Annotated in this window: 24 protein-coding genes; 21 read left to right on the top strand and 3 right to left on the bottom strand. The window is 37.9% G+C overall.

Annotated features, from left to right (window positions below):
- Positions 1–41: 41 nt before the first annotated feature.
- The 12 genes from ACK8HY_RS09685 to ACK8HY_RS09630 all read left to right on the top strand — a co-directional run bounded on the left by ACK8HY_RS09685 (position 42) and on the right by ACK8HY_RS09630 (position 10,602).
- The gene (locus ACK8HY_RS09685; protein ID WP_416133499.1) at positions 42–539 is read left to right on the top strand and encodes a nuclear transport factor 2 family protein; all 498 of its coding nucleotides are present in this window, start codon (positions 42–44) and stop codon (positions 537–539) included.
- Positions 540–1,418: 879 nt separating this feature from the next.
- Entirely contained in the window at positions 1,419–1,865 is a 447-nt protein-coding gene (locus tag ACK8HY_RS09680) for a nuclear transport factor 2 family protein (RefSeq protein ID WP_416133498.1), read from the top strand.
- A gap of 637 nt (positions 1,866–2,502) precedes the next feature.
- The gene (locus tag ACK8HY_RS09675; RefSeq protein WP_416133497.1) at positions 2,503–3,483 is read left to right on the top strand and encodes an HlyD family secretion protein; all 981 of its coding nucleotides are present in this window, start codon (positions 2,503–2,505) and stop codon (positions 3,481–3,483) included.
- A gap of 33 nt (positions 3,484–3,516) precedes the next feature.
- Positions 3,517–5,679 (top strand): peptidase domain-containing ABC transporter, encoded by a 2,163-nt coding sequence (locus ACK8HY_RS09670; protein WP_416133496.1) that lies wholly within the window; start codon positions 3,517–3,519, stop codon positions 5,677–5,679.
- A gap of 45 nt (positions 5,680–5,724) precedes the next feature.
- On the top strand, positions 5,725–7,077 hold the full coding sequence (locus ACK8HY_RS09665) for a TolC family protein (protein WP_416133495.1): 1,353 nt from the start codon (positions 5,725–5,727) through the stop codon (positions 7,075–7,077).
- A gap of 6 nt (positions 7,078–7,083) precedes the next feature.
- A complete protein-coding gene (locus tag ACK8HY_RS09660) occupies positions 7,084–7,416 on the top strand; it encodes a hypothetical protein (protein WP_416133494.1) in 333 nt (110 codons plus the stop codon).
- 89 nt (positions 7,417–7,505) lie between these two features.
- Entirely contained in the window at positions 7,506–7,712 is a 207-nt protein-coding gene (locus tag ACK8HY_RS09655) for a hypothetical protein (protein WP_416133493.1), read from the top strand.
- 52 nt (positions 7,713–7,764) lie between these two features.
- Complete coding sequence (locus ACK8HY_RS09650; protein ID WP_416133492.1) at positions 7,765–8,247, top strand: type II CAAX prenyl endopeptidase Rce1 family protein; 483 nt, start codon at positions 7,765–7,767, stop codon at positions 8,245–8,247.
- Positions 8,248–8,566: 319 nt separating this feature from the next.
- The gene (locus ACK8HY_RS09645) at positions 8,567–8,737 is read left to right on the top strand and encodes a class IIb bacteriocin, lactobin A/cerein 7B family (RefSeq protein ID WP_416133491.1); all 171 of its coding nucleotides are present in this window, start codon (positions 8,567–8,569) and stop codon (positions 8,735–8,737) included.
- A 15-nt stretch (positions 8,738–8,752) separates the two neighbouring features.
- Entirely contained in the window at positions 8,753–8,926 is a 174-nt protein-coding gene (locus tag ACK8HY_RS09640) for a class IIb bacteriocin, lactobin A/cerein 7B family (RefSeq protein WP_416133490.1), read from the top strand.
- A gap of 162 nt (positions 8,927–9,088) precedes the next feature.
- Complete coding sequence (locus tag ACK8HY_RS09635; protein ID WP_416133489.1) at positions 9,089–9,694, top strand: DUF3267 domain-containing protein; 606 nt, start codon at positions 9,089–9,091, stop codon at positions 9,692–9,694.
- A 461-nt stretch (positions 9,695–10,155) separates the two neighbouring features.
- Positions 10,156–10,602, top strand: a complete 447-nt coding sequence (locus ACK8HY_RS09630) for a nuclear transport factor 2 family protein (protein ID WP_077438505.1) — start codon at positions 10,156–10,158, stop codon at positions 10,600–10,602.
- Positions 10,603–10,662: 60 nt separating this feature from the next.
- On the opposite strand, the gene ACK8HY_RS09625 is transcribed toward ACK8HY_RS09630, so the two are convergent.
- A complete protein-coding gene (locus tag ACK8HY_RS09625; protein ID WP_077438506.1) occupies positions 10,663–12,723 on the bottom strand; it encodes a M48 family metallopeptidase in 2,061 nt (686 codons plus the stop codon).
- A gap of 234 nt (positions 12,724–12,957) precedes the next feature.
- On the opposite strand from ACK8HY_RS09625, the gene ACK8HY_RS09620 reads away from it, so the two are divergent.
- The 8 genes from ACK8HY_RS09620 to ACK8HY_RS09585 all read left to right on the top strand — a co-directional run bounded on the left by ACK8HY_RS09620 (position 12,958) and on the right by ACK8HY_RS09585 (position 22,120).
- Positions 12,958–13,404, top strand: coding sequence for a nuclear transport factor 2 family protein (locus ACK8HY_RS09620; RefSeq protein WP_077438507.1), 447 nt, complete (start codon positions 12,958–12,960; stop codon positions 13,402–13,404).
- A gap of 215 nt (positions 13,405–13,619) precedes the next feature.
- A complete protein-coding gene (locus ACK8HY_RS09615; protein WP_416133488.1) occupies positions 13,620–15,809 on the top strand; it encodes a right-handed parallel beta-helix repeat-containing protein in 2,190 nt (729 codons plus the stop codon).
- A gap of 184 nt (positions 15,810–15,993) precedes the next feature.
- Positions 15,994–16,440 carry a hypothetical protein gene (locus tag ACK8HY_RS09610; RefSeq protein ID WP_139351242.1) on the top strand — a complete coding sequence of 149 codons (447 nt, stop codon included), beginning with the start codon at positions 15,994–15,996 and terminating at the stop codon, positions 16,438–16,440.
- A 931-nt stretch (positions 16,441–17,371) separates the two neighbouring features.
- Positions 17,372–19,216 carry a hypothetical protein gene (locus ACK8HY_RS09605; RefSeq protein ID WP_077438511.1) on the top strand — a complete coding sequence of 615 codons (1,845 nt, stop codon included), beginning with the start codon at positions 17,372–17,374 and terminating at the stop codon, positions 19,214–19,216.
- 213 nt (positions 19,217–19,429) lie between these two features.
- Complete coding sequence (locus tag ACK8HY_RS09600) at positions 19,430–19,876, top strand: nuclear transport factor 2 family protein (protein ID WP_077438512.1); 447 nt, start codon at positions 19,430–19,432, stop codon at positions 19,874–19,876.
- Between the two features lie 255 nt (positions 19,877–20,131).
- Positions 20,132–20,425, top strand: a complete 294-nt coding sequence (locus ACK8HY_RS09595) for a hypothetical protein (protein WP_139351243.1) — start codon at positions 20,132–20,134, stop codon at positions 20,423–20,425.
- Positions 20,426–20,465: 40 nt separating this feature from the next.
- Positions 20,466–20,813: an immunity 22 family protein gene (locus ACK8HY_RS09590; protein WP_077438514.1), complete on the top strand. Its 348-nt coding sequence runs from the start codon at positions 20,466–20,468 to the stop codon at positions 20,811–20,813.
- A gap of 191 nt (positions 20,814–21,004) precedes the next feature.
- A complete protein-coding gene (locus ACK8HY_RS09585) occupies positions 21,005–22,120 on the top strand; it encodes a hypothetical protein (protein WP_416133487.1) in 1,116 nt (371 codons plus the stop codon).
- Positions 22,121–22,314: 194 nt separating this feature from the next.
- Here ACK8HY_RS09585 and ACK8HY_RS09580 read toward each other — a convergent pair whose 3' ends face one another.
- Both ACK8HY_RS09580 and ACK8HY_RS09575 read right to left on the bottom strand, forming a co-directional pair.
- Entirely contained in the window at positions 22,315–22,677 is a 363-nt protein-coding gene (locus tag ACK8HY_RS09580) for a hypothetical protein (protein WP_139351244.1), read from the bottom strand.
- Between the two features lie 502 nt (positions 22,678–23,179).
- Positions 23,180–23,662 carry a hypothetical protein gene (locus tag ACK8HY_RS09575; RefSeq protein ID WP_416133486.1) on the bottom strand — a complete coding sequence of 161 codons (483 nt, stop codon included), beginning with the start codon at positions 23,660–23,662 and terminating at the stop codon, positions 23,180–23,182.
- 504 nt (positions 23,663–24,166) lie between these two features.
- On the opposite strand from ACK8HY_RS09575, the gene ACK8HY_RS09570 reads away from it, so the two are divergent.
- Positions 24,167–24,613, top strand: a complete 447-nt coding sequence (locus tag ACK8HY_RS09570; RefSeq protein ID WP_416133485.1) for a nuclear transport factor 2 family protein — start codon at positions 24,167–24,169, stop codon at positions 24,611–24,613.
- Positions 24,614–24,779 lie beyond the last annotated feature (166 nt).

Below are 24,779 nucleotides of genomic sequence, written 5' to 3'. Positions count from 1 at the left end.
AGTCTAAAGCCCATAGGCCAGGGGACGATTGTGCCGTAGTTTTGAGTCAACAAATAAGAACAATACAACTAACACAATACAATAAAGACATTATGAAAGCATTAGCAAAAACATTCGCAGCAGTAGCCCTAATCGCGGTATCCGCTTTCACTATGGCAGCTGAGGGACCAGGTTCAAAACCAGCAAAAGCAAACGTTAACCTTTCCACGGTAGATTTCGCTTTACAGCACTATGTTGCCGTCACGACTGAGGGTGAATCAGCAGGTGTGGAGGAGTTGTTTGCCGGAGATTTTAGTCAAAAGATTCAAGCGCCCAATGTAATGACCTACGGACGTAATGCAGTGATAACCTCTTTGAAAAAACAAAAGGGAGAAATTCTGAACTGTAAGACGAACATCAAGATCGTCGAAAAATCAGCCGACTATATGATTGCAAAAATTGTACTGAAATTTGACCACTTCAGCCTAACTGACCTGGTGACTTTGGTGTACGAGAATGGCAGTTGGAAGGTGTTCAGGTCGGTTCATTCCTATCAATAGGCATCCATCTTAATTAAATATATAAGTTGCAGAGCCACATCGGGAGATGTGGCTTTTTCTGTTTTAGCTCCTTTCCACTTTTATTTTTTTTGAAATGCATGAAATGCAAATATTGAATAATTCTTATGAGACTTCCTGCTTTTAAACCATATGATTTAATATTGATTAAACCATTTCGATTCAAGAAACTCATCCCCAAGCTTTTTTCAGCTAAAGCATTTATTTCATACCTAGGGAAGCATTGGCTCAGCTCGTATTTTAGGTAATAAAGTGAAAACTTACGTGCAAAAGTGGAGATTGAAATAGTTTAGAAAAATTACGTATTATTGCTATAGTGCATAGTATACAAAGCAGTTTTACGATGAGACTAAAATTTGTCTTTACCATTTTAGGCCTGAGCTTTTTCCTTTTTTCTTGCAAAAACAAGAGTTTAATAAATTCCGTTTGGAAAAATTGTGGAGATAATATTGGTCTACCGGATATCCTTGTGTTTAACGATACACACAATTTCGTCCGGAATGATACCATCTATAGTAGGCCGGTTATTGACTCCGCGATCGCGGTAATTAATCGGATTGAGACCTATTATGGTGAAAGAAGATTATATGTAAAAAGGCTTTCTGATCAAAAAATCTATAGATTCTGTGAGCAATAATAGACTTAACATGTTTTAATGTATGCAGCTCCTGCTTTAATAGCCAATGTCAGAAACATTAAGATAGCAAAAAATCTTTCTCTTTTCACCTCCCCATTCCTGCCATTCACCGAGTTTTCCTGATCGTTGGTCTAAAGGTCATAGGCTAGGGGTGTATTGTGTCGTAGTTTTGAGTCAACAAATAAGAACAGATAAATAAACTAACACAATAAAATAAAGACATTATGAACTCATTAGTAAAAACATTCGCAGCAGCAGCTTTAATCGCAGTATCAACATTTGCAATGGCAACTGAAGGACCAGGTTCCAAATCATCAGAAGCAAACTTTAACCTTTCCACAGCAGACTTGGCACTTGAGCACTATGTTGCAGTAACTACCGAAGGTGAATCAGCAGGTGTAGAGCAGTTATTTGCCGAAGATTTCAACCAAAAGATCCAATCTTCCAATGCACACTCTTATAGTCGTGAGGCGGTGGTTAAATCTTTGAAAAAACAAAAAGGAGAAAAGTTGAACTGTGAGGTCAGCACCGATATCATCGAGGAGTCAGCAGACTATATGGTGGCCAAAGTAACGATGAAATTTGAGAACTTCAGAAAGACTGATCTGGTTACCTTGGAGCGCGAAGGCAACAACTGGAAAGTATCCAAATCAATCAATTCGTATAAATAGTGCCACTGGTGGTTCGTCAGTCATAAAAAGACAAACCACTAGTGAATCAATGTTTATTTAAGGCCACGTCGTCAGACGTGGCTATTTTTTTATGGAAAATTAGCGCGCCTACAAACGCAATATCGGTGCTCTATAGTTTAAAATATTTTACACAAAAGTGTAGTTTTTTTCTTTTAATATTTTATTGAATAATTATTATCTTGGTGATAATAGATTGTTTGTATATGATACATAATCACAGTGTCAGTTATAAGAAGGGTTGATAAGAAACAATTAAACGACTGGTTTTAATTCTGATGATACAGCTTCTTGTAGTATTAATGATTAGTTCAATTATTGTCTATTTAGCCTCTAAACATTTTTTTTTGTAAAACCGTAGATAGAGGCATTCGTATTATACCAAATGTCATGATTCTGGATAAAAAATACTGTTTTAAAAATAAATAGTATTTCAGTTCCGCATTTAAAATTCGGTTTATAACTCATATATCAGCTATTCAAAATGCATATTTCAAACTTGAAAAAAACAAATATTATATACTTATTACTGATTTTGGCAGTTTTCATCGGGTTGATATTGTTACCTATTATCAAGATCCCTATTTCGGTTTCTGCCCAAGGTGTAGTCCGCCCAAAAATGGAGAATACGAAAATACTTTCACTGGTGAACGGTCGTATTGTTGACAATCGTATTACAGGAAACAATCAACGTGTAAAACAGGGGGATACACTATTAATTGTGGTCTCTAAGGATCTGGAAAATAAATTGACTTTAAATCAGGATTTAATGACTGATTATTCTCAGCAAATAAATGACTTGCAGCTTATTCTAAGTGGAAAGGCAAAAAAACTCCGAGGTGGGCAATATCAGCTTGAATATATTTCCATGGAACAGCGCATGTCAGAAATACAGTCGCAGGTCACACTGGCACGGCGAGAGTTGAATAGAAATAATCAATTGTATAGCCAAGGTGTAGTGTCCCAAGCTGAGCTTGATAAAAGCCAGTATACCTTTGAACAATTGGAAAACCAGCTACTCACAATAAGAAAACAACAGATGGCGCAATGGAGTGCAAAGCTTGTTGAACTGAAACAAAAGACACAGTCGTTATCCTCCGAGAAAAAGTCTATACAGATCGATGGTGAAAACTATATTGTACGGGCACCTATTACTGGAACTGTCGTAAACTTTAAAGGTTATCAAAAAGGAAGTCAGGTAGTACAGGGCCAGGACATTTTGGAGATTTCACCTGAGGACAATCTTGTTGCGGAGTGTTTGGTACCCGCCAAATCTATTGGTTATATAAAAAACGGACAGTTGGTCAAATTCCAGATGGATACCTATAACTATAACCAATGGGGCTTTCTTTATGGTAAAGTACATGACATTGATTACAATTTGATCGTTGACCAACAGGATGGGACATTTTTTAAGATCAGATGTCAGATGGAACAAAACTACTTGAGCTTACCCAATGGCAATAGGGTTACAATAGGAAAAGGGAATACTTTTAATGCACGATTCTATCTTTTGGACCGCACCTTGTGGCAATTACTTTTTGATAGAGCGGATGACCTGTTTAATCCTAATCTTGGCGCTAAATCAGCCGCATTATAACCAACCCTATCACTGATAAAACAGTTTACACGAATGAAAAAAACACCGGTTTGCATCAAACAGCACGATATCCGTGATTGTGGAGCTGCCTGTCTGGCTTCTATAACCAGCTATTATGGTACCAAAATCCCCATTGCTAAGATTAGACAATATTGTCATACAGATACCCGGGGTACAAATGTATTGGGGATGATTCAAGGGTTGCAGCACATGGGGTTTAATGCCAAAGGTGTAAAGGGAGCAATGGACGCCATTCCACAAATTCCACTACCGGCCATAGCTCATGTTGTGCTTAAAGAACAACTTCAGCATTATGTAGTGATCTATAAAGTTGAAAAAAATAAAATCACTGTCATGGATCCCGGTCCAGGGAAATTGGAGAAATATACATTTGAAGAGTTCCAGAAGGTTTGGACTGGGGTATTGATATTAATGGAGCCCAATGAATATTTCGAGCAGAAAAATGAAGCAATTAGTGTTCACAAGCGCTTCTTGAATCTCATCAAACCTCATCGTTCTGTCATTGTTCAGGCATTGGTAGGTGCTGTGGTGTATACACTGCTGGGACTTTCAACATCGTTTTACATTGAGAAGATTACGGATTATGTCCTAATCGATGGCAACATAAGGTTATTAAATATTCTTTCTGTTGGCATGTTGGTTATCCTCGTGTTTCAGCTCTTGATCGGGACATTAAAAAGTGTGATGGTACTGCAAACGGGACAAAGAATAGATAAGTATCTTATTTTAGGGTATTATCGTCATCTACTGACTTTACCTCAACGATTTTTTGACACGATGAAAGTCGGAGAAATCATATCGAGGGTTAATGATGCCGTAAAAATACGGACCTTTATCAATGATATTGCCATTCAGGCCGTTGTAAATGTGCTAATTGTGGTCTTCTCCTTTGCCTTGATGTTTACCTATTTCTGGAAATTAGCGCTGATTATGCTCTTGGTGATCCCGTTCTATTTCCTTGTTTACTGGCTGTCAAATAGACTGAATAAAAAAGTAGAACGCCGTATGATGGAAGAGAGCGCAGAGTTGGAATCGCATTTGGTCGAATCACTCAATTCGGTAAAGACTATTAAGCAATTTGGACTTGAAACCTATTTTAATAGTGGAACCGACAATAGGTTTTCCCACTTATTGAAGACCATCTATGCCTCGGTCCTGAATGGATTGTTTTCTGGAACTTCAAGCGAGTTTTTATCCAGGCTCTTTACCATTATTTTATTATGGGCGGGTTCGTATTATGTCATCAACCGGACTATTACCCCTGGTGAACTATTGTCTTTTTATGCTTTGATCGGATACTTTACCGGACCAGTTACGCAATTGATCGGAATGAATAAGACTTTGCAAAATGCACTGATTGCTGCAGACAGGCTATTTGAAATTATGGATCTTGAACGTGAGGAACAAGAAAATAAAATCCACCTGACTTCGGATTTAATTGGGGATATTGTTTTCGATAATGTTCGATTTTCATATGGATCCAGAGTAGAGGTGTTTAAGAATTTTAGTTGCACCATCCAACAGGGTAAAATGACTGCCATCATCGGTGAAAGTGGCAGCGGTAAGACAACGTTGGGTGCACTGATCCAGCAGTTATATCCTGTACAGGATGGAAAGATCCGTATAGGGCAATATGATTTAAATTATATTTCCAAATCCTCTTTACGGGAACGTATAGCCATAGTACCCCAACATATTGACCTATTTTCAGGCAATGTGATCAATAATATTGCGGTAGGTGAAGATGTCCCCAATTTTCAACGCCTTTTACAGGTTGTCAATGAATTGGATATGATGCCTTTTATTGAAAAATTGCCGTCTGGGTTTGAGACCTATCTCGGTGAAAATGGAGCGATGTTGTCAGGAGGGCAGCGGCAGCGTATTGCTATTGCCAGGGCTTTATACCGCAATCCTGATGTTCTGATCTTGGACGAAGCTACTTCGGCACTGGACTCGTCCACAGAGCAGGTTATTCAGCAGGCATTCCGTCGTTTTAGAGATTCAGGTAAAACAATGATTGTGATTGCTCATCGTCTCAGTACGATTGCCGAAGCAGATAAGATCCTTGTGCTCAAAGAGGGCGTACTGATTGAAGAAGGGGAGCATCATAAGCTATTGGCAGAAGAATCTACGTATAGAGATATGTGGCGGAAGCAATCCATTTCATTAAATTAATGCATAACAGAATTTATCCTTATATAATTCCATTTTTAATTGCCTATGCGAATCTATCAGCTGAATGTTTTTACCATAAAATGGGGCTTTATTTATATATTGATTCTTTTGACCACCACTGGTACAATGGCACAAGGGAGCTGGTCTTTGCGTAGATGTATTGATTATGCTATAGCGCATAACCTGCCTGTTAAGCAGCAGGATATTAAAGTTGCAATCAAAATATTAGACCAGGAGATGGCCTTGCGCGAACGCCTACCAAGTGTCAGCGGTTATGCCAATGGTTATACCACTTTCGGACATTCACAAGATGTTTTTGGTACCATCCGGAGAAATGATAACCTCAATAGCAATATGGGAATAAATGGTGAAGTTACCCTATACCAGTATAATTATTCCAAAAATCAAGCAAAGAAAGCTTTGGGCGAGGCTGAACAGGAACGGATTGAAAAGGAAATTTTAAAAAGAAATCTCTCGATTCAGGTCATGGAAGCCTATTTGCAAGTTCTCCTAAACCAGGCGCTTGTCGTTGCGCAGGATTCAGCCATTGGGTTTTCATTGCAGCTACTGGACAAAGCTGAAAAAAGTACTGCTGTAGGTGCGACAGCTGTATCCGTTGTCGCCGAAGCAAAGGCCAACTTATTACGCGAGAAACAACAATATCAACAGTATCATAAAGAAATGCAACAGTCGCTTTTAAAGTTAGCCCAGCTGTTGAATTATCCAGATTATAAAAGCTTACAACTCTCAGATCCAGTATTAGAAAATGGAATAAACTCAGTTCCGATTTCTAGAGAGCTATCTGTACTCAAAGAAGAAGCATATTTACATAACCCAGTATTTGCCAAGTTTCGAAGTCAGTTAGAAGGAATTGATATTGAATCCAAATTGATTAAATCTGCTTTATATCCCACTATAAAAGGGTCAGCAGGTCTGGGCAGCACCTATTTTAATGCATTTAAGGCTTCTGATACACGACCTTTCTTTGTGCAGAGTAAGGACAACTTTGCACAGCAGCTGGCCGTGACAGTTTCTGTTCCCATCTTTAATAAAGGAAAAAATAAGCGGCAACGCAGGCAGATGGAACTCAATAAACAGTATATTGAGTTATCCCAGGATAATGAACGGTTAATGCAGGAGCAGATCTTAGATAAGTTGCTGCTTGAACTAGACGAAAATAAAAAGCAATACCATATTGCTGTAGAAGCAAATAGTGCTACTGAGCAGTCACTTACCTACACACTTCGCAGTTTCGAGGCAGGTAGAGCTTCGATCTATGATATAAATACGATTAAAAATAATCTGATCAAGGCCGAATCAGAGATGATCCGTTCTAAGTATACAGTGGTCTTTAACCAAATGATGTTGCGCTATCAGATTTACGGAACAATAAACTAAATTATTATGCAGTTATTCAAATACATCGATAGGATCAATTTATTGGACAAATTAATCCGTCAGCGGCGAACGGGGGCTCAAGGAGAACTAGCACTTCGTTTAGGCCTTTCTGTATCCAGATTGGCGCGCATAATCGAGTATCTTAAGGATATCGGTGCTCCAATTGCGTTTGACCGATCTGGCAATACCTACTATTATGAGAACGAGTACTCTATTCAGATTAAAGTGGAGGTTCAAAAGGAAAATATTCATTTAATGGATATTCAACAAATGAAACAAGCCAATGCTGGAGATAATTTTGTGTTAACTAATTATTTAAATGCTTTTTTTGCGCATTGAGTAAAAATATCTTAGTTATGTTGATCAACATTGCAGGAATCCGAAAAGGCGGAAAATAGAGTAGGAACCAATTTTAAAATTTAAAAAAAATGAATAATTTAGATTTGAAAAGTTTTGGTGCTCAAGACTTGAGCGTTAATGAAATGACGAGGATCGATGGGGGTGGATTTGTTGGTGACTATCTTATCGGTAAAGCTGTGGATCTTCTAGTAGACTCTATTGTATATAGTTTCAATAATCCTGAGCCAGGCTGGAATTCCACACCTTTTGGTCACTACGGAGGAGCCAGACCCTAGTAAATCAATAGATAAGGAGACGCCGTTCTCCTTATCTAAAAAATATCAATACATGCAGAAATATATAAATCGATTATTTAATTTACCAGTACCCTATTTATATGCTGTAACGCTAATTGCTTATGTGGTTATTGATGTTTTGTGCAATTTAGTGCTTATTGACTTGCTCAATTTAGCGTCTGTTTCAAACGAAGTGGTTCGTGATCAAGGGATCTTAAAAACATTCCTATTTGCAATAATTTTAGGGCCATTTTTTGAAACATTATTATTTCAATTTATTCCTGTAAAGCTCCTATCTACATATACTTTTTTTAAGGAAAGGAAATTATTGATTGCTTTAATTTCAGCCCTTCTTTTTGCTTTGACTCATACGTATAGCTTCTATTATTTTATTTTAAGTTTTCTTATGGGGGGAGTTTTTGTTTTTTTCTTTCTTATCATGGAGTTTAGGAAGAAAGGGACTGGCCTTTTGCATACAATATTTTTGCATGCAATTATTAATTTAATTGTATTTTTAAATAAGTATTTTATTTAATTTCTTCAGATTTTCTGACCTAGATGATGGGGATTTAGCGTAGTGGTGGACATCTAATATCCCTAGTGTAATTGTAATCAATTCATTTTTTTTTCTTATCTTTTGGTTCATTTTTCTGTACTTGTTCGAGTGCTTAATGAAAATTATAATATTTTGAGGAATATACAGTACTTGAAATATTCTGTATTCTTTTTTTAGTTACTTTCTGCTTAATGTTTTTTTTGTGCATTGGACTAGATTAATTTAGAACTGCTGTCAGCAAAGCAGGAATCCGAAAAGGCGAAAAAATAGAGTAGGAGCCAATTTTAAAATTAAAGAAATGAATAACTTAGAATTGAAAAATTGCGGTATTCAAGAATTGAATGAACAGGAAATGATTGATTCAAATGGAGGTTTTTTACCTGCTGTTGCCATTGGAATAATTTGGGGCGTTCAGTTAGGATTGTCAGCAGTAGGAGTGGGAATGTATTTAGCAGTAAAGGATAAATAACTTAAATTATTAAAAATGAAAGATCTTGAAATTTATGTAGAGCTTAGCAACGAAGAATTATTGAACGTTGAAGGCGGTATTTTGCCTGTAATTGCTGCAGGTGCAATTTTAAAAGGAATAGGTATAGGTTTTGGTGCTGTAGCAGCCGGAGTAGGATTAGTTGCTGCAGCTAAAGAGCTGTTCTCATAATGATTAAAAAAATAAATAAAACGGTTATTCAAAATGGAATGATAATCATTTGGATAATTGCTTGTGCTATTTTTTTGGTAAAAATGAGCAAAACGCTTACAGAAGCTTTACTCTGAATTTAATGGAGAGGTGATATCATCACCTCTCTCTTTATAAATTTATATGGAACAAGATACCAAGAAAAATTTAAAAGAATATGTCATTGCGGAAAGAGATGCTAACCGGATTCTTTTGCAATGGCTTGTTCCGATCTCTGCTGTTATTTTTACGTTATATTATTTTATTTGGAAAGATCAGTTTCAACTTGAGAAGCTAAAAGGATGGTTTGTAGCGCAACATATCGATAGCCCGATGGAAATCAGCCTGCTTTTTCTTATGATGGCAATTATTGTTGTTGTAGGAATTGTTGTTCATGAGCTCATTCATGCTGTTTCTTGGTTGGCCGTGTCCCGAACGAAAAGCTTCAGTAATATTAGCATTGGAATCCTGAAACCATCCTATACACCATATTGCCATATTAAGGTGCCCCTCGACCGAAATGCTTATATCATTGGCGCATTTGCTCCAGCCTTTATCCTAGGATTTGTACCACTTATTATAGGTCTTAGCATGGGAAATATCTTAGTTTATTTTTTTGGCTATCTATTTTTGTTGGGAGCAATGGGCGATTTTATTATTATCTATTATATTTTGAAACACGTCGATAAAGGAAGCAAAATTTTGGATCATCCTTCTAAGATCGGCTTTTTAATTCAGTATGATATGTAAGCTCTTCGTTATTTTGTTTGTTGAAGCTTACTTTATGAACTGCTCTTTTTTTGTTTTGATAGTGTCATGACTACGATTGCTATTTGAGATATTAGCATAATTGAAAGCGCGCGAGTAAAAGAATCAGCCCCTCCATTTATACAGCGAAAAAATATCAATGATACCTCCAAAAGCATCAGGCAGTACATTAGTTTTCTAAGTATTGATTCCATGATCTCTTAATTAGTAACTTTTTCCTTTATATCCTTCTTCTACCAATTTACGTAAATAACTACGGTATTGCAAACTCTTAAAAAATGTAACATAGTCATAAGTAGTTTATTAACCTTCCCATTTCCGCCATTCACCGAGTTTTCCTGATCGTTAGTCTAAAGCCCATAGGCCAGGGGCTTATTGTGTCGTAGTTTTGAGTCAACAAATAAGAACAGATAAATAAACTAACACAATAAAATAAAGACATTATGAATACTCTAGTAAAAACATTCGCAGCAGTAGCTTTAGTCGCCGTATCCACTTTCGCAATGGCCGCTAACGGACCTGGTTCCAAATCAGCAAAAGCAAACGTTAACCTTTCAACCGCAGACTTTGCCCTTGAGCATTATGTTGCAGTGACGACAGAAGGCGAATCAGCAGGTGTAGAACAGTTGTTCGCTGCTGATTTCAGCCAAAAAATTCAGTCTTCCAATGCACAGTCTTATAGTCGTGAGGCGGTGGTTAAATCTTTGAAAAAACAAAAAGGAGAAAAGTTGAACTGTGAGGTCAGCACCGATATCATCGAGGAGTCAGCAGACTATATGGTGGCCAAAGTAACGATGAAATTTGAGAACTTCAGAAAGACTGATCTGGTTACCTTGGAGCGCGAAGGCAACAACTGGAAAGTATCCAAATCAATCAATTCGTATAAATAAGAGCCATCCCTTACAAATATATAAGTTGCAGAGCCACATCGGGAGATGTGGCTTTAATTTTTACTGTTGATGTTTATCTTTTTCAAGCAGAAGTATAAAATCCAAATATGTTTTTTTCTTTGAAAAATAGATGTCATCCAATAAACTTTTATATGACGCAATAGCATCCAGCAGAATTTGAACATTTTCTTCTTTGTACTGATCTACATTAAAGTATAACAAGTCCGTAGCAATATATTTATCTAGTGTAGTCAACAAAGTTGCATCCATTGGCGGCTGTATGTTGTCCTGCAGTGATAGAAGCTTGGCTAATTTATTTTTGAAAACCGTTTCTCTCCTTTTGAGGTCACTCACTCTTGCTTCGATTTCCCCAAATGGTAAGGTCTGAGCGAGAAACGCAGTATTTTCGTTCATGTCGTCATAAATCGCCTGCGACTCATCAAATGTTTTATGGAAAGCCGCAAAATCATAATATTTCCGATCAAACTCTTCTTTACGGTTCTGTGCAATGGAAAGCTGTAAAAAATAATGATGTATTTGATGATTATAGCCGTCTACTTGACGCGTTATATCCTGGATGTCATTATCAATTTTTAACAATAGCTTATCGGCATCGATATCCCGGTATTTTTTACCATCATAATCGAAGGTTTTTAGTTTAATTTCCCCCTTGTGTATTGCTTCCACAACATATTTGTCATTTTTCAGACTGTTGAGCTCATAGAACAGGTCAATTCTGTCATCTGCAAACAATTCGTCAAATGTTAGTCCAATATGCTCTTCTGCCGGTAATTGATCCCCCTGTAGTATAGGGTTGTTGTAATCGTAGAAATCGTTAAATTTTGGATTGATGGTATATCTGTTGATTTGACTTTCAAAATTATCTCTGAATGTCTGGAGCTCAAAAACTGCTGGGGCCTGCTGATATCGGATATTCGAAAATAGCTTGTCAGAAATTTGATCTGCTATTGCAGCACCATCTGCAAGCAAGGCAATAGCAGGTTTATTCGAAACATCAGTCTTTATGATATCAAGTTTCCACAAGGCTTTCACTCGTTCTTCATCCGTTGGATGTGAGGCCCATTGATTTTCGAGATTCAATTTCGATTTATCATATCTTTTTAATGTTGCCAGTTCGATCTGAGGGAAGCCTTCTTGAACCTGATACCTACATCTCTCTGCAAGCAGGTGCATCACACAATGTTGTTCGTGATAAATATTATTGCTGCGGATATTGTCAGCGATCTTTCCATCATAAAAATTAAAAACATAATTTAACGCATGATTTGCAAAACCCAATCGCAATAAAGAGTCTGCTAAGGCTTTGGAACCAGCTACATGTGCTGCAATTTCATCTGCATGAAATTCCATTTCCCGGGACAATGCCAAATAATTTAGATTAACATATTTGTAGAGGTATTTCAAGATGTTTTGAATCTGCTGGATAATAAAAACCGATATACCGATAAAAATAGCAGAATAGCCACTCACATTTCCCCATGTTTCAAATGTGCGGTCCAGCGACTCATTTTTATATAGCATATTGTAGATGATTTGATTGACATGATAGACATAGCTGCCAACTTTCATACTTTTCTGTGAAAAATGTCCGAATTCATGTGCAAGAATGGCTTTTAATTCCTGTTCAGTTACAGCATTTATTAAGCCCACACCGATCTGTAGATTCTTTCTTATGGGAAGAAACATGCTCCAAAAACTTGAATCATAAAATACCGAGGCATTGACATCATGAGATAGGAACACCTTCTTTGGGAAACTGGTGCCAACTTCGTCGACAATTTGATGGATTAAGGAAAATAGTTCCGGTTCATCCTGTTCAGTAATTTGGGTCAGATGGCTGGTATCTACTTTTGTCGAAGCAAATATAAACTTTACAAGAAAAAATAAAACCGTGAGACCCGAGGCAAACAGCCCTAGACAGGCAACCGCCGTTAGGAACATCGGTTTGGAAGTAAAAATTAATACACCTAACAGGGTAAAACCAACTGTAATTCCTATTGCAAATAGAAGCAGGAAAATATAGGTAAATGCAAAAACGAAAATAGAGAAGATCGTTTTACGTGCATGTTTTTTAAAACTTGCTGATACTTGTACTTTCATAAAACTGTTAACAGTGATAAGTTTGTTAATTGACTGATATAAAACTAAAAAATAATATCCATTTATTTGATATCGCCGTAGATCTAGTTCATAATCAATTCACCTCCCCATTCCCGTCATTCACCGAGTTTTCCTGAGTGTTAGTCTAAAGCCGATAGGCTAGGGGCGTATTGTGTTGTAGTTTTGAGTCAACAAATAAGAACAAAATAACTAACAATATAAAATAAAGACATTATGAAAACTCTAGTAAAAACATTCGCAGCAGCAGCCCTAATCGCAGTATCCACTTTCGCTATGGCGGCTGAAGGACCAGGTTCAAAATCAGCAAAAGCAAACGTTAACCTTTCTACAGCAGACTTCGCTCTTGAGCATTATGTTGCGGTGACTACCGAAGGTGAATCGGCAGGCGTAGAGCAATTATTTGCCAAAGATTTCAACCAAAAGATCCAAGCTTCCAATGCACAAACGCATGGCCGTGAAGCGGTGGTTAAATCTTTGAAAAAACAAAAAGGAGAGAAGCTAAACTGTACAGTAAATACTGACATCATCGAAGAGTCCGCAGATTATATGGTGGCTAAAGTGACCTTGAAATTTGAGAACTTCACCAAGACTGACCTCGTTAGCTTGGAGCGTGTGGGTAATGAATGGAAGGTATCCAAATCGATCAATTCTTATAAATAGTATTTAATAGCCAGTGGTGAGTTCAGTTAATTCGATGCTGACCACTAGTGAATCATATGTTTATTTAAGGCCACGTCGTGAGATGTGGCTTTTTTGCGTGCCCATCCCCCAGACTTTTCGGTAGATGTATTCTACCGCTTACATTGGATGCTTTTTACTCAAATAGCTCTTGCATGAAGCCTAAGTTTGTTTAAAAATTAATAGAAAGAAACATTATGGCAAATCAACTTCTTATCAAAAACACAATGGCAGATATGCGTGCACTATCTGCAGCCGAAATTACGGCGTTAACAGATGGAACCTATTCAGGGGTGCAGCTTCAAGGCTATTATCATGCAGGAGATACTCCAGATCCGATCGATTATTATATTTCGTTCACGACAGATATTGATGACGGAGGGAGTGTTATCGAATTAAGTACGATAAAACTTCAACATGATTTTGTTGGAGAGGTGAATGTTCAATATTTTGGCACAAGGGGCAATTTTATTGTGGACGATACTCAGGCAATACAGAAAGCATTAACTTATTCTAATAAAGCTAATGTATCATCCGTTTATTTTCCTACAGGTCACTACCTCATTACCGATACTTTAATTCCGCCAACAGCATGTCTGATATATGGTGATGGCAATGGAAGTCATCTCGAATTTAAGCATGAGCGATTTTCAATTTCCAAGACCGTGAAATGGATGTTTAAACTAACCGATCACAAGAATATTTCATTTCATAATCTGCAATTGGATGGAGGTGCTACAACGAACCGATTTCCTATTTTGGCTGGAAATCCTATCGGAGAGTGGGATGTAGATGGTGCAGAGTTTTTGATTTATTTCAAACCTACTTATGACGGCGCGGTGGATAATATCAGCATTACCAATTGCTGTATAAAACGCTCATGGAGTTCGGGAATCCAGAGCTATGGAAGATCCGCTGAATGCTATCCACATCCGTTGACAACCAATATCCGTATTACGGACTGTTATATCACTGAGACCGGTCATCATGGTGTCGGATTTAATGAGGTAGTTAATGCGACTGTATCCAACAATAATTTCGTTAATGTAGGTCGATGCATGCCGGAGCCAACAAATATGTATGGCAGCGGTCTGGCAGTCGATTGTTCTGGCGGATGTCAGGATATCGTTGTATCCAACAACACAGTTGATGGAGCGGCAGGTGGATTTAAATGTGAAAGTCATTTGGTTCCAGTAAGTGCTACTTTTCCTGACGGAATCAACTATTCACGACGTATTATCTTCTCTAACAATACCATTAAAAATCTCTATTTGGATTCCGTCATGGGCACCTCCAACTTTTTTATCATTTTCTATGGTATTAGGTTGGCTGGGGAAAGTTGTATAGCAACCAACAATACCATTGTAAAGCCGCAGGGACACGGTGTTCTGATCTCCAATAATGGGTCAAATTGTACGGTGACAAATAATAAGATCATTGAACCACAACGGACTGGTATTGAGGTGGGGTCTAATTTGGGATTTAATACAATATTGGATAACCGAATTATTAAGCCCGTATTACAAGGTATTACGGTGAATGGTAGTAATACCTTGGTCAAAAATAATATGGTCAATAATGCTGGCAATACTGGAATCAGGCTTCTGAATGGTAATAATTGTCAATTTATAGGTAATACAATTGTTGACTCAGTCGGTGATGGCATTAGTGTGATCCCTACCGGAACGTTTACTAGTGACAATATCGATGTCGTTGATAACATTTGTTATGATACCCGTATTGGAGGAGATCGAACACAGACTAACGGGATTACTGCCAATGCACCTTCGGTAACCAATGTCAAATCGATGAACAATAGATGCTTTAACAATATCAATACCCAGATTTCTGTAGCGAATAGTGCAAGGCGTAATCAGGAAATCGGTTCAAACGCATGGCAAGCTCAAACTATTAATGGACTGGCAACAGTTTCCGGGACATGGCAAGTGGGGGATGTCCTCAAAAATGTTAACGCTGTGGTACAGCATTCAGATCCCCAGCTCAAATATACCTATGGCTGGTACAATAATGCCCCCGATGGACGTAATTTTATACCATTTGGATTTTTGGGCGAATATACTGGGGTTGGTAGCCCAGAGGGTGTAGTTGTAGCAAGGCAGGGATCCAGGTACAACGAAATTAATGAGACAGGGGTATCATCCGTTTGGATAAAGAGAACAGGAGGTGGAAATACAGGCTGGATAAGTATTTTTCAAAATGCTGCTACAACCGCTAGGGGCTTAGTATCTCAGTCATCTTCTGTTACGAATAGTATGCTGCCAAATGCTACAGATCTCAGTTCTGTAATTGCTTTGGCGAATGATTTAAAAACGGTATTAAATGCTAAGTTGCAAGCAGATCGAAATAGTGGTCAACAAGCTGTTTAGCGTAAAGGCAATAAGGCTGTATTGAAATTATGGCCTTATTACTTTTACTTTCACCTCCCCATTCCCGCCATTCACCGAGTTTTCCTGATCGTTGGTCTAAAGCCCATAGGCCAGGTGCGCATTGTGTTGTAGTTTTGAGTCAACAAATAAGAACAACAATACTAACACAATAAAAAAAGACATTATGAAAACTCTAGTAAAAACATTTGCAGCAGCAGCCTTAATCGCAGTATCCACATTCGCTATGGCCGCTGAAGGACCAGGTTCCAAATCAGCAAAAGCAAACGTTAACCTTTCAACCGCAGACTTTGCCCTTGAGCATTATGTTGCGGTAACTACCGGAGGAGAGTCGGCAGGCGTAGAGCAATTATTTGCCGAAGATTTCAATCAAAAGATCCAAGCTTCCAATGCACAAAATCACAGCCGTAGTGCCGTAGTTAAATCTTTGAAAAAGCAAAAAGGAGAGAAGTTGAACTGTGCGGTAAGCACCGATATCATCGAGGAGTCAGCAGACTATATGGTGGCTAAAGTGACCTTGAAATTTGAGAGCTTCACCAAGACTGACTTAGTTACGTTGGAGCGTGTGGGGAATGAATGGAAAGTCTCCAAATCAATCAATTCATATAAATAAGAGCCATCCCTTACAAATATATAAGTTGTGAAGCCATGTCCACGGATGTGGCTTTTTCTGTTTTAGCTCCTTTCCATTCTTTAATGTTTTTGCAGCAAATTCGGCTTAAAGAGGTGTCAAATTGGATAAAAATTACTATGTTCTTCCGAAACGACACAACTGACATACTTCCTTTTATAGTGTTACAGGATAAGCAGGATGGGGTTAGGCTTTCAGATCAATCTTGTTCGGGATATTGGCGTTCACCATTTCCTCAATCGCGAACAAGTGATTCAATGTGATACACTGCCCATCTTTGGCCAAGCTCGTATTAGCAGTAACCGCAGCGCCTCGAATATTTTAGTCAGAGCGCCTCTCTTTATTTTTGCTGATTTTCAATGTGTTTTAGTATATTTGGTCATGAAGACTTTTCTCATTGTTTCTCTTGTAGTAATTACCTTAGGACTGATCGAGTATATGATCAAACGAAGGCTTAAAAGCAAAGGAAAAGAACCTGACTATTTCTTTCTACACATTCTAGAATCAATACTGAATATTTTTAGGTAGAGCGCTAGATACTTTAGTCTCTCTTCTTCTTTAAATTTTCTCCTTTATTTGGTACGAAGCTAAATCATCTGGACTATCCATGTCCATCAGGAATTGCTTACATTCCAGTGAGACTACTTTCTTCCCATGATGGGGTCGGCATTGTTCGCCAAATAACTACCAAAGTCATCGTCTTAACTTTCATTTTAACCCATTTATTAAATGGTTCGAGCTGTACAAATAGATGCTTACCCCTATATGCCGTGAGATGTGGCTTTTTTGTGTTTTGAGAAGTTCATATACAGACTTTTCGGTTATTTCGCTCTACCGATAACATCCTGCTTCTTCCCCTTAATTAGCCTCCTTGTGAAGCCTAAGTTTGTGTAAGATAAAAAAATACAACATTATGGCAAATCAATTTCTTATTAAAAACAGAATGACAGATATGCAGACGTTATCTGCAGCTGAAGTCACAGCATTAACAAATGGAACTTATTCAGGCGTACAGCTCTTAGGCTATTATCAGGCAGGCGACACACCTGCTCCAATCGAATATTTTCTTTCGACAACGAATGGTTCAGACAATGGCGGCAGTATTATTGCAACTGGGGGAATCAAATTAGAACATAGGTTTTTAGAAGCTGTTAACCCACTTTACTTTGGTGCAAAAGCAGGATTAGATACCGATGCGACCCCATTTATACAGCAAATTTTTAATTCGGGCTACAGAAGCGTTGAAATAAGCTGCCAATTACTTGCAGATTCCTATTTGGGGCTACCAGATGCAACAATACAACGCTATCCTTCACATCGGATTATAGGTAAAGGGGGATCGGTGCATTTGACCAATAATGTCAATGATGGTTGGATAACTTCTCAATCTTCATTATTAAATCCCGGTTCAACAGACAATTTGTACACAGGCAAGGTTTTTATCGATAATTTAGTTGTAAGAAATGCAGCTGCGGATATTGGAAACGTAATAGATGGGACACCTTTATCCGGTACGTTCGTAGATGGGGATCGGATCTATAATGTTTTTATAACCAAGTGCTCTTTTTTTAGGATTAAGCATGTTATCAAATCTTATAAAGAAAAGAGACCCAATAACACAGATGCTTATCCAAAAGGGTATTTACAATCTGTTACGATTACAGGTAATATATTTGAACAGGTTGAACGGATCGTTGATGCTGATCGATGCTTTAACTTTACCTTTAAAGATAACATGTGCGAAGGCTGTATTTCGGGAATCTGGTTTAAAAATATCGACGGAAAACCTACAGTAAATGTTGCTAGGATTGTAGATAACCTATTTGAAAGTGGTGGAGTTTTTTTATACTCTGGACCGATAGCTGGCGGCAAAATCTCCGGAAATTATTTCGAAGGTAATTATAATGCTGAGATTAAAACCTACAAAGCCCATTTGTACTTTAAATTCGGCACAGAAACAAATTACATGGGTTTAGCTATCGATAGCAACAACTTTCAAGCGCACGAAGATCAGAAGGTTGATGTCGAGTTTTCCGATATCAAGTTTGATGGTAATTTTACGACAGATGCTGAATATTTAGGCAATGTGAGTATCCGTAACAATAACTCCAATTCCTATTCACTCGTTGAGCCACAATCCCGGATTAAATTTTATGAAGGGAACTCAATCACTGCTGATATGTATTCTAGGTCCCGAACGGTTGTAAGTCCAACCCAAAGTCGTGTTTCATTTCAGCGAAAAAGACAGGAGTTATTGAGCTCAACCTCCCTCTCTTCAGAAGGTCATGTGATCGCCCGAATAAATGTTGCTCGAATTAAGAGTTTGATGACTAGACAGGAAGACAGGACTTCGAATGGAACGATTAATATTATGTTATTAGCCAAAACTTCTGGAATGATAACGATCGGTGCGACATTAGTGATTGTGGATTTTTTGATTATGCCTGCATCAGAAGGGATGAGCTCTGGAGCGATTGACGACGTATACTATAAGTTTAAATTGCGTAGTGTACTTAATATAGATGCCGGGAAGCCGATAAATTCAAATTTTAGTGGTGCAACAACTAAAGCCCATTTCAATGAGGATACGGCGGTTCTTACAGCTGTGCCGGACGGCGATTTTGTAAAGCTAATACTATCTACATTTGTAGCACCATCAATAGACAACTTTGGCAAGGCTGATCGACTGCTGTCATTTCAGACCATTCAGATCAACGCCAGCAATAATTCTTATAATGTAGGTTATACAGTACTTTAATAAAAAATAGGGGCTGGTAGATTTACCAGCCCCTATTTTTTTACTTTATTTTAAGATCATTCCCATATTGTCCTTCGCCCCTTTATTCCCGCCATTCACCGAGTTTTCCTGATCGTTGGTCTAAAGCCCATAGGCCTGAGGCGTATTGTGTCGTAGTTTTGAGTCAACAAATAAGAACAAATAAAAAAACTAACACAATAAAATAAAGACATTATGAAAACGCTAGTAAAAACATTCGCATCAGCAGTATTAATCGCAGTATCCACATTCGCAATGGCCGCTAACGGACCAGGTTCCAAATCAGCAAAAGCAAACGTAAATCTTTCTACTGCAGACTTTGCATTGGAGCATTATGTTGCGGTCACTACCGAAGGCGAGTCGGCAGGCGTAGAGCAATTATTTGCCGAAGATTTCAACCAAAAGATCCAATCTTCCAATGCACAATCTCATGGCCGTGAAGCAGTGGTTAAATCTTTGAAAAAGCAAAAAGGAGAGAAGTTGAACTGTGAAGTAAGCACAGACATCTTAGAAGAATCAGCCGACTATATGGTAGCAAAAGTGACACTAAAATTTGAAAATTTCAACAAAGTAGACCTTGTGACTTTGGTACGTGAAGGTAATAACTGGAAAGTGTCTAAATCAATCAATTCCTATAAATAAGAGCCATCCCTTACAAATATATAAGTTGTGAAGCCATGTCTACGGATGTGGCTTTTTCTGTTTTAGCTCCTTTCCATTCTTTTATTTTTTTGTAGCAAAATGCAGTTGGCGCACAAATTCAAAATTAATAATTTGTACAAATACATTGAAAGTCATATATTTATAATAAAAAATATCATGCGCCAGAGGAAAAAGATATTTTTTTTGTTTTTCATTATAACATGTCTGCTGTCGTGCAGCTCATCCAGATCTGACATGGAGAAAATAGATATCTTATGGAATAAAATTACGATGGCTTCCAATTCTGGCGATGAGCTTATCAAAGTGGAGGAACTATTCGATGTGCTCACTGACAAGCATATCTCTTTTGATATATCCGGAACAGATTCCTCCGGTAGGGTCATTGATCTGCAGGCATCGGATTATCATAAAATAGATACTTCGAGGCCGGTTACCATGAAGTTTTATATAACTGAGGATACTGTTATGGTTAAGGATAACTGGATTCCCAAACGCTGGAATAACGTTTATTATTTTTATAATGAATAGTTTATACCAAAATGAATAAACTAAACAAATAAAAAGGTCTATGTCTAGAATATCAAAAGCCCATATATGGGTTGGGTTTACGAGAAAAAAACGAAGAGAGTTTGACATATATTTTGATCAGTCAGCGGCTTTTCTTTTCGGTTCGACTGGCAAAGAAAAAAATCCTTCCGAAGTAGAGCTAAGCCAGTTTAGTAAAGATTTAAAAAAGGAGCACAGTTTCAATGAAGATTTTCTTTCCATTTATTATGCCGGCGAAGAACCACTGGAAATTGGCGAATTATTGGCGGAAATGGAAGACATTAGCTCACCGGAATTGTCAAAGAAGCATGTATTGCAACTGGAATTACAGAAGCGAATGCCTTTTTTTTCTATACAGACACCAATTTGAAAGTAAACGAGCCTGATAAGAAATTCAATGATCTTACCTACATTGGTTTTTTTGATACAACTTTCTGATGCCCCATTTAATCAAATATTATATTGGAACGCATCGGAATATTCGATCCGAAATTTGCAAAGTAACCAGCGGGAATCTGGCCTATTTTACAAAATTTAAAAGCGCTTAAAAAATAATTGCAAATGCAGATAGTAAATAAAATAGATCTAAAGCGTAAAATCTCAAAATCTATAATTAACGAAAGTGGAAGTACAGCCCTTGTGTTATTTGATAACTCTTCTGAATTTGCAATTATTGACATTGTAGATGATCAATTAATTCTATCTTACTACCACCAATTTGATTTTACTATACTAGATGCCTGTTTTTCTACGAAGAACTATGTTTGGTTTGCCCTAAACGGGACAAGGAATATTGAATGGAATATTAATACGAAAACTGTTTCACGAACATGCGGAGATGTGTTGCAAAACAATTTGGCCCCACATTTAAGAGGCTACTCCTGTATTAGGGTTATTGCCTCAAAAAACCTTTTGATTGCGGCAAACGCTGGCTCATGCAAAATTGAATTTTATGATCTCAATTCCCTACTCAGACTGGATAATACCGATGCTTTATCCGAGGTCTATACAAAGAACATAGTAGTTCATCCGAGTGAGCAAATAATTGCAGCACAGACAACAGATTCAGAAGATACCGGAAGTATCCGTTTTTTCGAAATAAAAGATAACTCGGTAAAGCTTTACCGGAAATATATTGCCACATTATTTGCTCCAAGCGCCTGTAGTTTTTCTGAGAATGGCGATGAAATTGTCACAACGGGCGGATTTCCACCTTTTAGTTACCAGGTAAATAAGTTCCCTTCACTGGATTCTGTTAACGAATTTACAGACGACGAAGGTTTAAATATCCCTGAACCCTGGGGTAATACCAGGGGTATAACTTATAATAATGATTTTTTAATATCGTCATCCAAACTGATCGTCCCTTATTATAATGGCCTTATAAATTATATTGAACAGGGAACTGGGAAAATTATTGAGTCTATAAAATGCTGCAATTCACTTTGTAACTCATTAACAAGATCACAGAATGCCAAGCTGCTATTATGTTCTGCAATAGGGGGAGAGGTGGTTCTACTTAGAAATAACAGTTTGGATTTTAATATTGCAGCGCAAACGACGCAGTACGAAGAAGCAGCTTACACCACAACAAATTTGTTATTACCGTTTGTCGAGATGGAAGATAGTACTTCTCCTTTGGATTTTCCATTACAAATAAGAGACGGCATAAATTAGTAAGAATGTTCAATAAATAAAACTACTGATACAAAAGAAGACTATAGATACCTGTTGCTTTTCTCATATAAGGTAGATAAAGGATCTGATTGCCAGTATTCCCCTTTGTATAATCCATGATAGTTAGCTAAAAGCTGTAACACGTGTAAATCAAAGCGTTTAAAATGTTGAAATGGCATTTTAAATGCTTTGATTTAAGTTGCGCTGGTATAAGCGCAAAACATTGCTCTATCGACCCCCTCCAGCAACAGTGATACGCCTCTCACCTGCACACCCATTTTGCTGCTCTCAAAAGACTGCCCGCCGACGGTGCCCTTGAAGTAAGCGTCTGCCGTTAGCTGGATCGACGTCAAAAAAATCATCTTACCTATCGGCCGCCTGCCGCCGGGGTATTTGGGGTCGGGAAGACAGCCTTTGGCAGTGACTTCTACCTGCACTGTGACGGTACTTGAGACAAGGATTGATGCTGGCGCAATATAGACTGCTTTTGCAGGTAGTCCATTTACGTTCTTCTTGATCTCGGGCCTGCCCGGTCCCCCAACGATCTTCCATGTCATGGATGTAGCCGTTGTCGGATGTAGATCTTCAAGTGCGCTGAGTAGCCATTGATCTGCGTCTTTGGTACTTAGGGGGGCCAGTAGACGAGTTTGAAAGAGATCCAGCGTCACCCGGTCGTTTTTCTCGTACTAGAATGCCAGCCGGGAGACATCTTGGAATTTGTAGAGGGGTGAGGAATGAAAGATGGATTCTAAAAAGAAGACTTCCTAAAGTAGATAATCATCCAAATAACATAAGCGATCTGATTGAAGGAGGGTACGATTAGTAAACAATTAAGTCAAAAGGGCCTGATTCTCATCAGACCCTTTCTCTTAGCGTTTAATTGTACAGTAATTTTTATGTTTCCTATCGTTTCCTCTTTTGTGTTTCGTCATCCAATGTTTTTAAAGACAATTGGATTTTCACTGTACGACGCCAACTTTTATGTTGAACCTTTCTTTCGAAAGGTAGCTTGTAGCCGTTTTGTATTGTAAGAACAATAGTTGGTGTGAAATAGTTTTGTTAAATTTTGGAATATGTTATTTTTCTCTTTTCCAATGATTTTTTTTCTTTACCTTTTTTTTGAAACCGTGTTGCTGATATCCAATTACCGTATTTGTCATATTTATATTCATAGAACACTTTAGATGAAGATAGAAAGTTACCGTATGTATCATAGACATTATCATCAATTATTTTTCCGTTTTTGCTGATATATCCTTTTTCTGTTTTAACCGCGGTTCCTTGTTGATCATACTGCGTGCTTATTACTAAATCATTTGCGTAATCATATTCGGCTTTTGTAAAACCAAACTTGCCATCATTTTCCATATAATGAATAGGATCTCCCTGTTCGTTGTATGCAATGTCTATCTTCCAGGTACATTCCCCAAGATTATTTAGGGTCATTTGCTTTGTTATATTCCCTTTGCTATCTCTGGTATAATATATGGTTTCTACTTTTAGAGGGAGGAGCGGATGCTTAACTTCCATTCTTCTTTCCATGAGTACTGTATCGTTTAGATATTTGTTTTCGAAAAAAAACGTTTGTTCTCTAGTCTCATTGTGTCTGGATTCGGATACAACTCGGTTGTGCTTGTTAAAAATATAGGTGGTTTTTATTTTTTCTGCCCCATTCGATGTGTAAAAGACCGTTTCCGTCTCCATTTTTGCTACTGGGACATTTGGAAGTGTTTCAATTGTGAAATCTTTGTCTCTCGTATACCGTAAGATGTTTTGGCTATAAACTGAGTTAGTATATGCAATCATCAGTATAAAGGAGAGGATTTTTACTGTTTTAGAAATTAGGCTGCCTGACATTGTCGTTTAATATAAGTTGAATATGGGCAAAATTATTCTGAAATGCAACTCGCTTCACCTCCGCATTCCCACCGTTCACCGAGTTTTCCTGTCCGTTAGTCTAAAGCCCATAGGTCAGGGGCATATTGTGTCGTAGTTTTGAGTCAACAAATAAGAACAATATAACTAACACAATAAAATAAAGACATTATGAAAACTCTAGTAAAAACATTCGCAGCAGCAGCCTTAATCGCAGTATCCACTTTCGCTATGGCGGCTGAAGGACCAGGTTCCAAATCAGCAAAAGCAACCATTAATCTTTCTACAGCAGACTTCGCCCTTGAGCATTATGTTGCGGTCACAACCGAAGGCGAATCAGCAGGCGTAGAGCAATTGTTCGCTGCTGATTTCAACCAAAAGATCCAATCTTCCAATGCACAATCTCATAGCCGTGAAGCGGTGGTTAAATCTCTGAAAAAACAAAAAGGTGAGCGTTTGAACTGTGCAGTAAGCACTGATATCATCGAGGAGTCAGCAGACTATATGGTGGCTAAAGTGACCTTGAAATTTGAGAGTTTCACCAAAACAGACTTAGTTACGTTGGAGCGTGTGGGGAGTGAATGGAAAGTCTCCAAATCAATCAATTCGTATAAATAGTATCTAACTAACTAGTGATCTGCCTTGTAGCGATCTCGGCAGATCACTAGTGAATCATATGTTTATTTAAGGCCACGTCGTGAGATGTGGCTTTTTGTGTTTTATCCCATGCCATATTGCCATATTTAGACTTTTCGGTTGTCGCACTTTACCGATAACTTAGCCA

This window comes from Sphingobacterium sp. NGMCC 1.201703 (genome assembly GCF_047784615.1).
In the GTDB taxonomy this organism is placed as follows: Bacteria; Bacteroidota; Bacteroidia; order Sphingobacteriales; family Sphingobacteriaceae; genus Sphingobacterium.
This window is presented reverse-complemented; position numbering and strand designations above follow the sequence as displayed.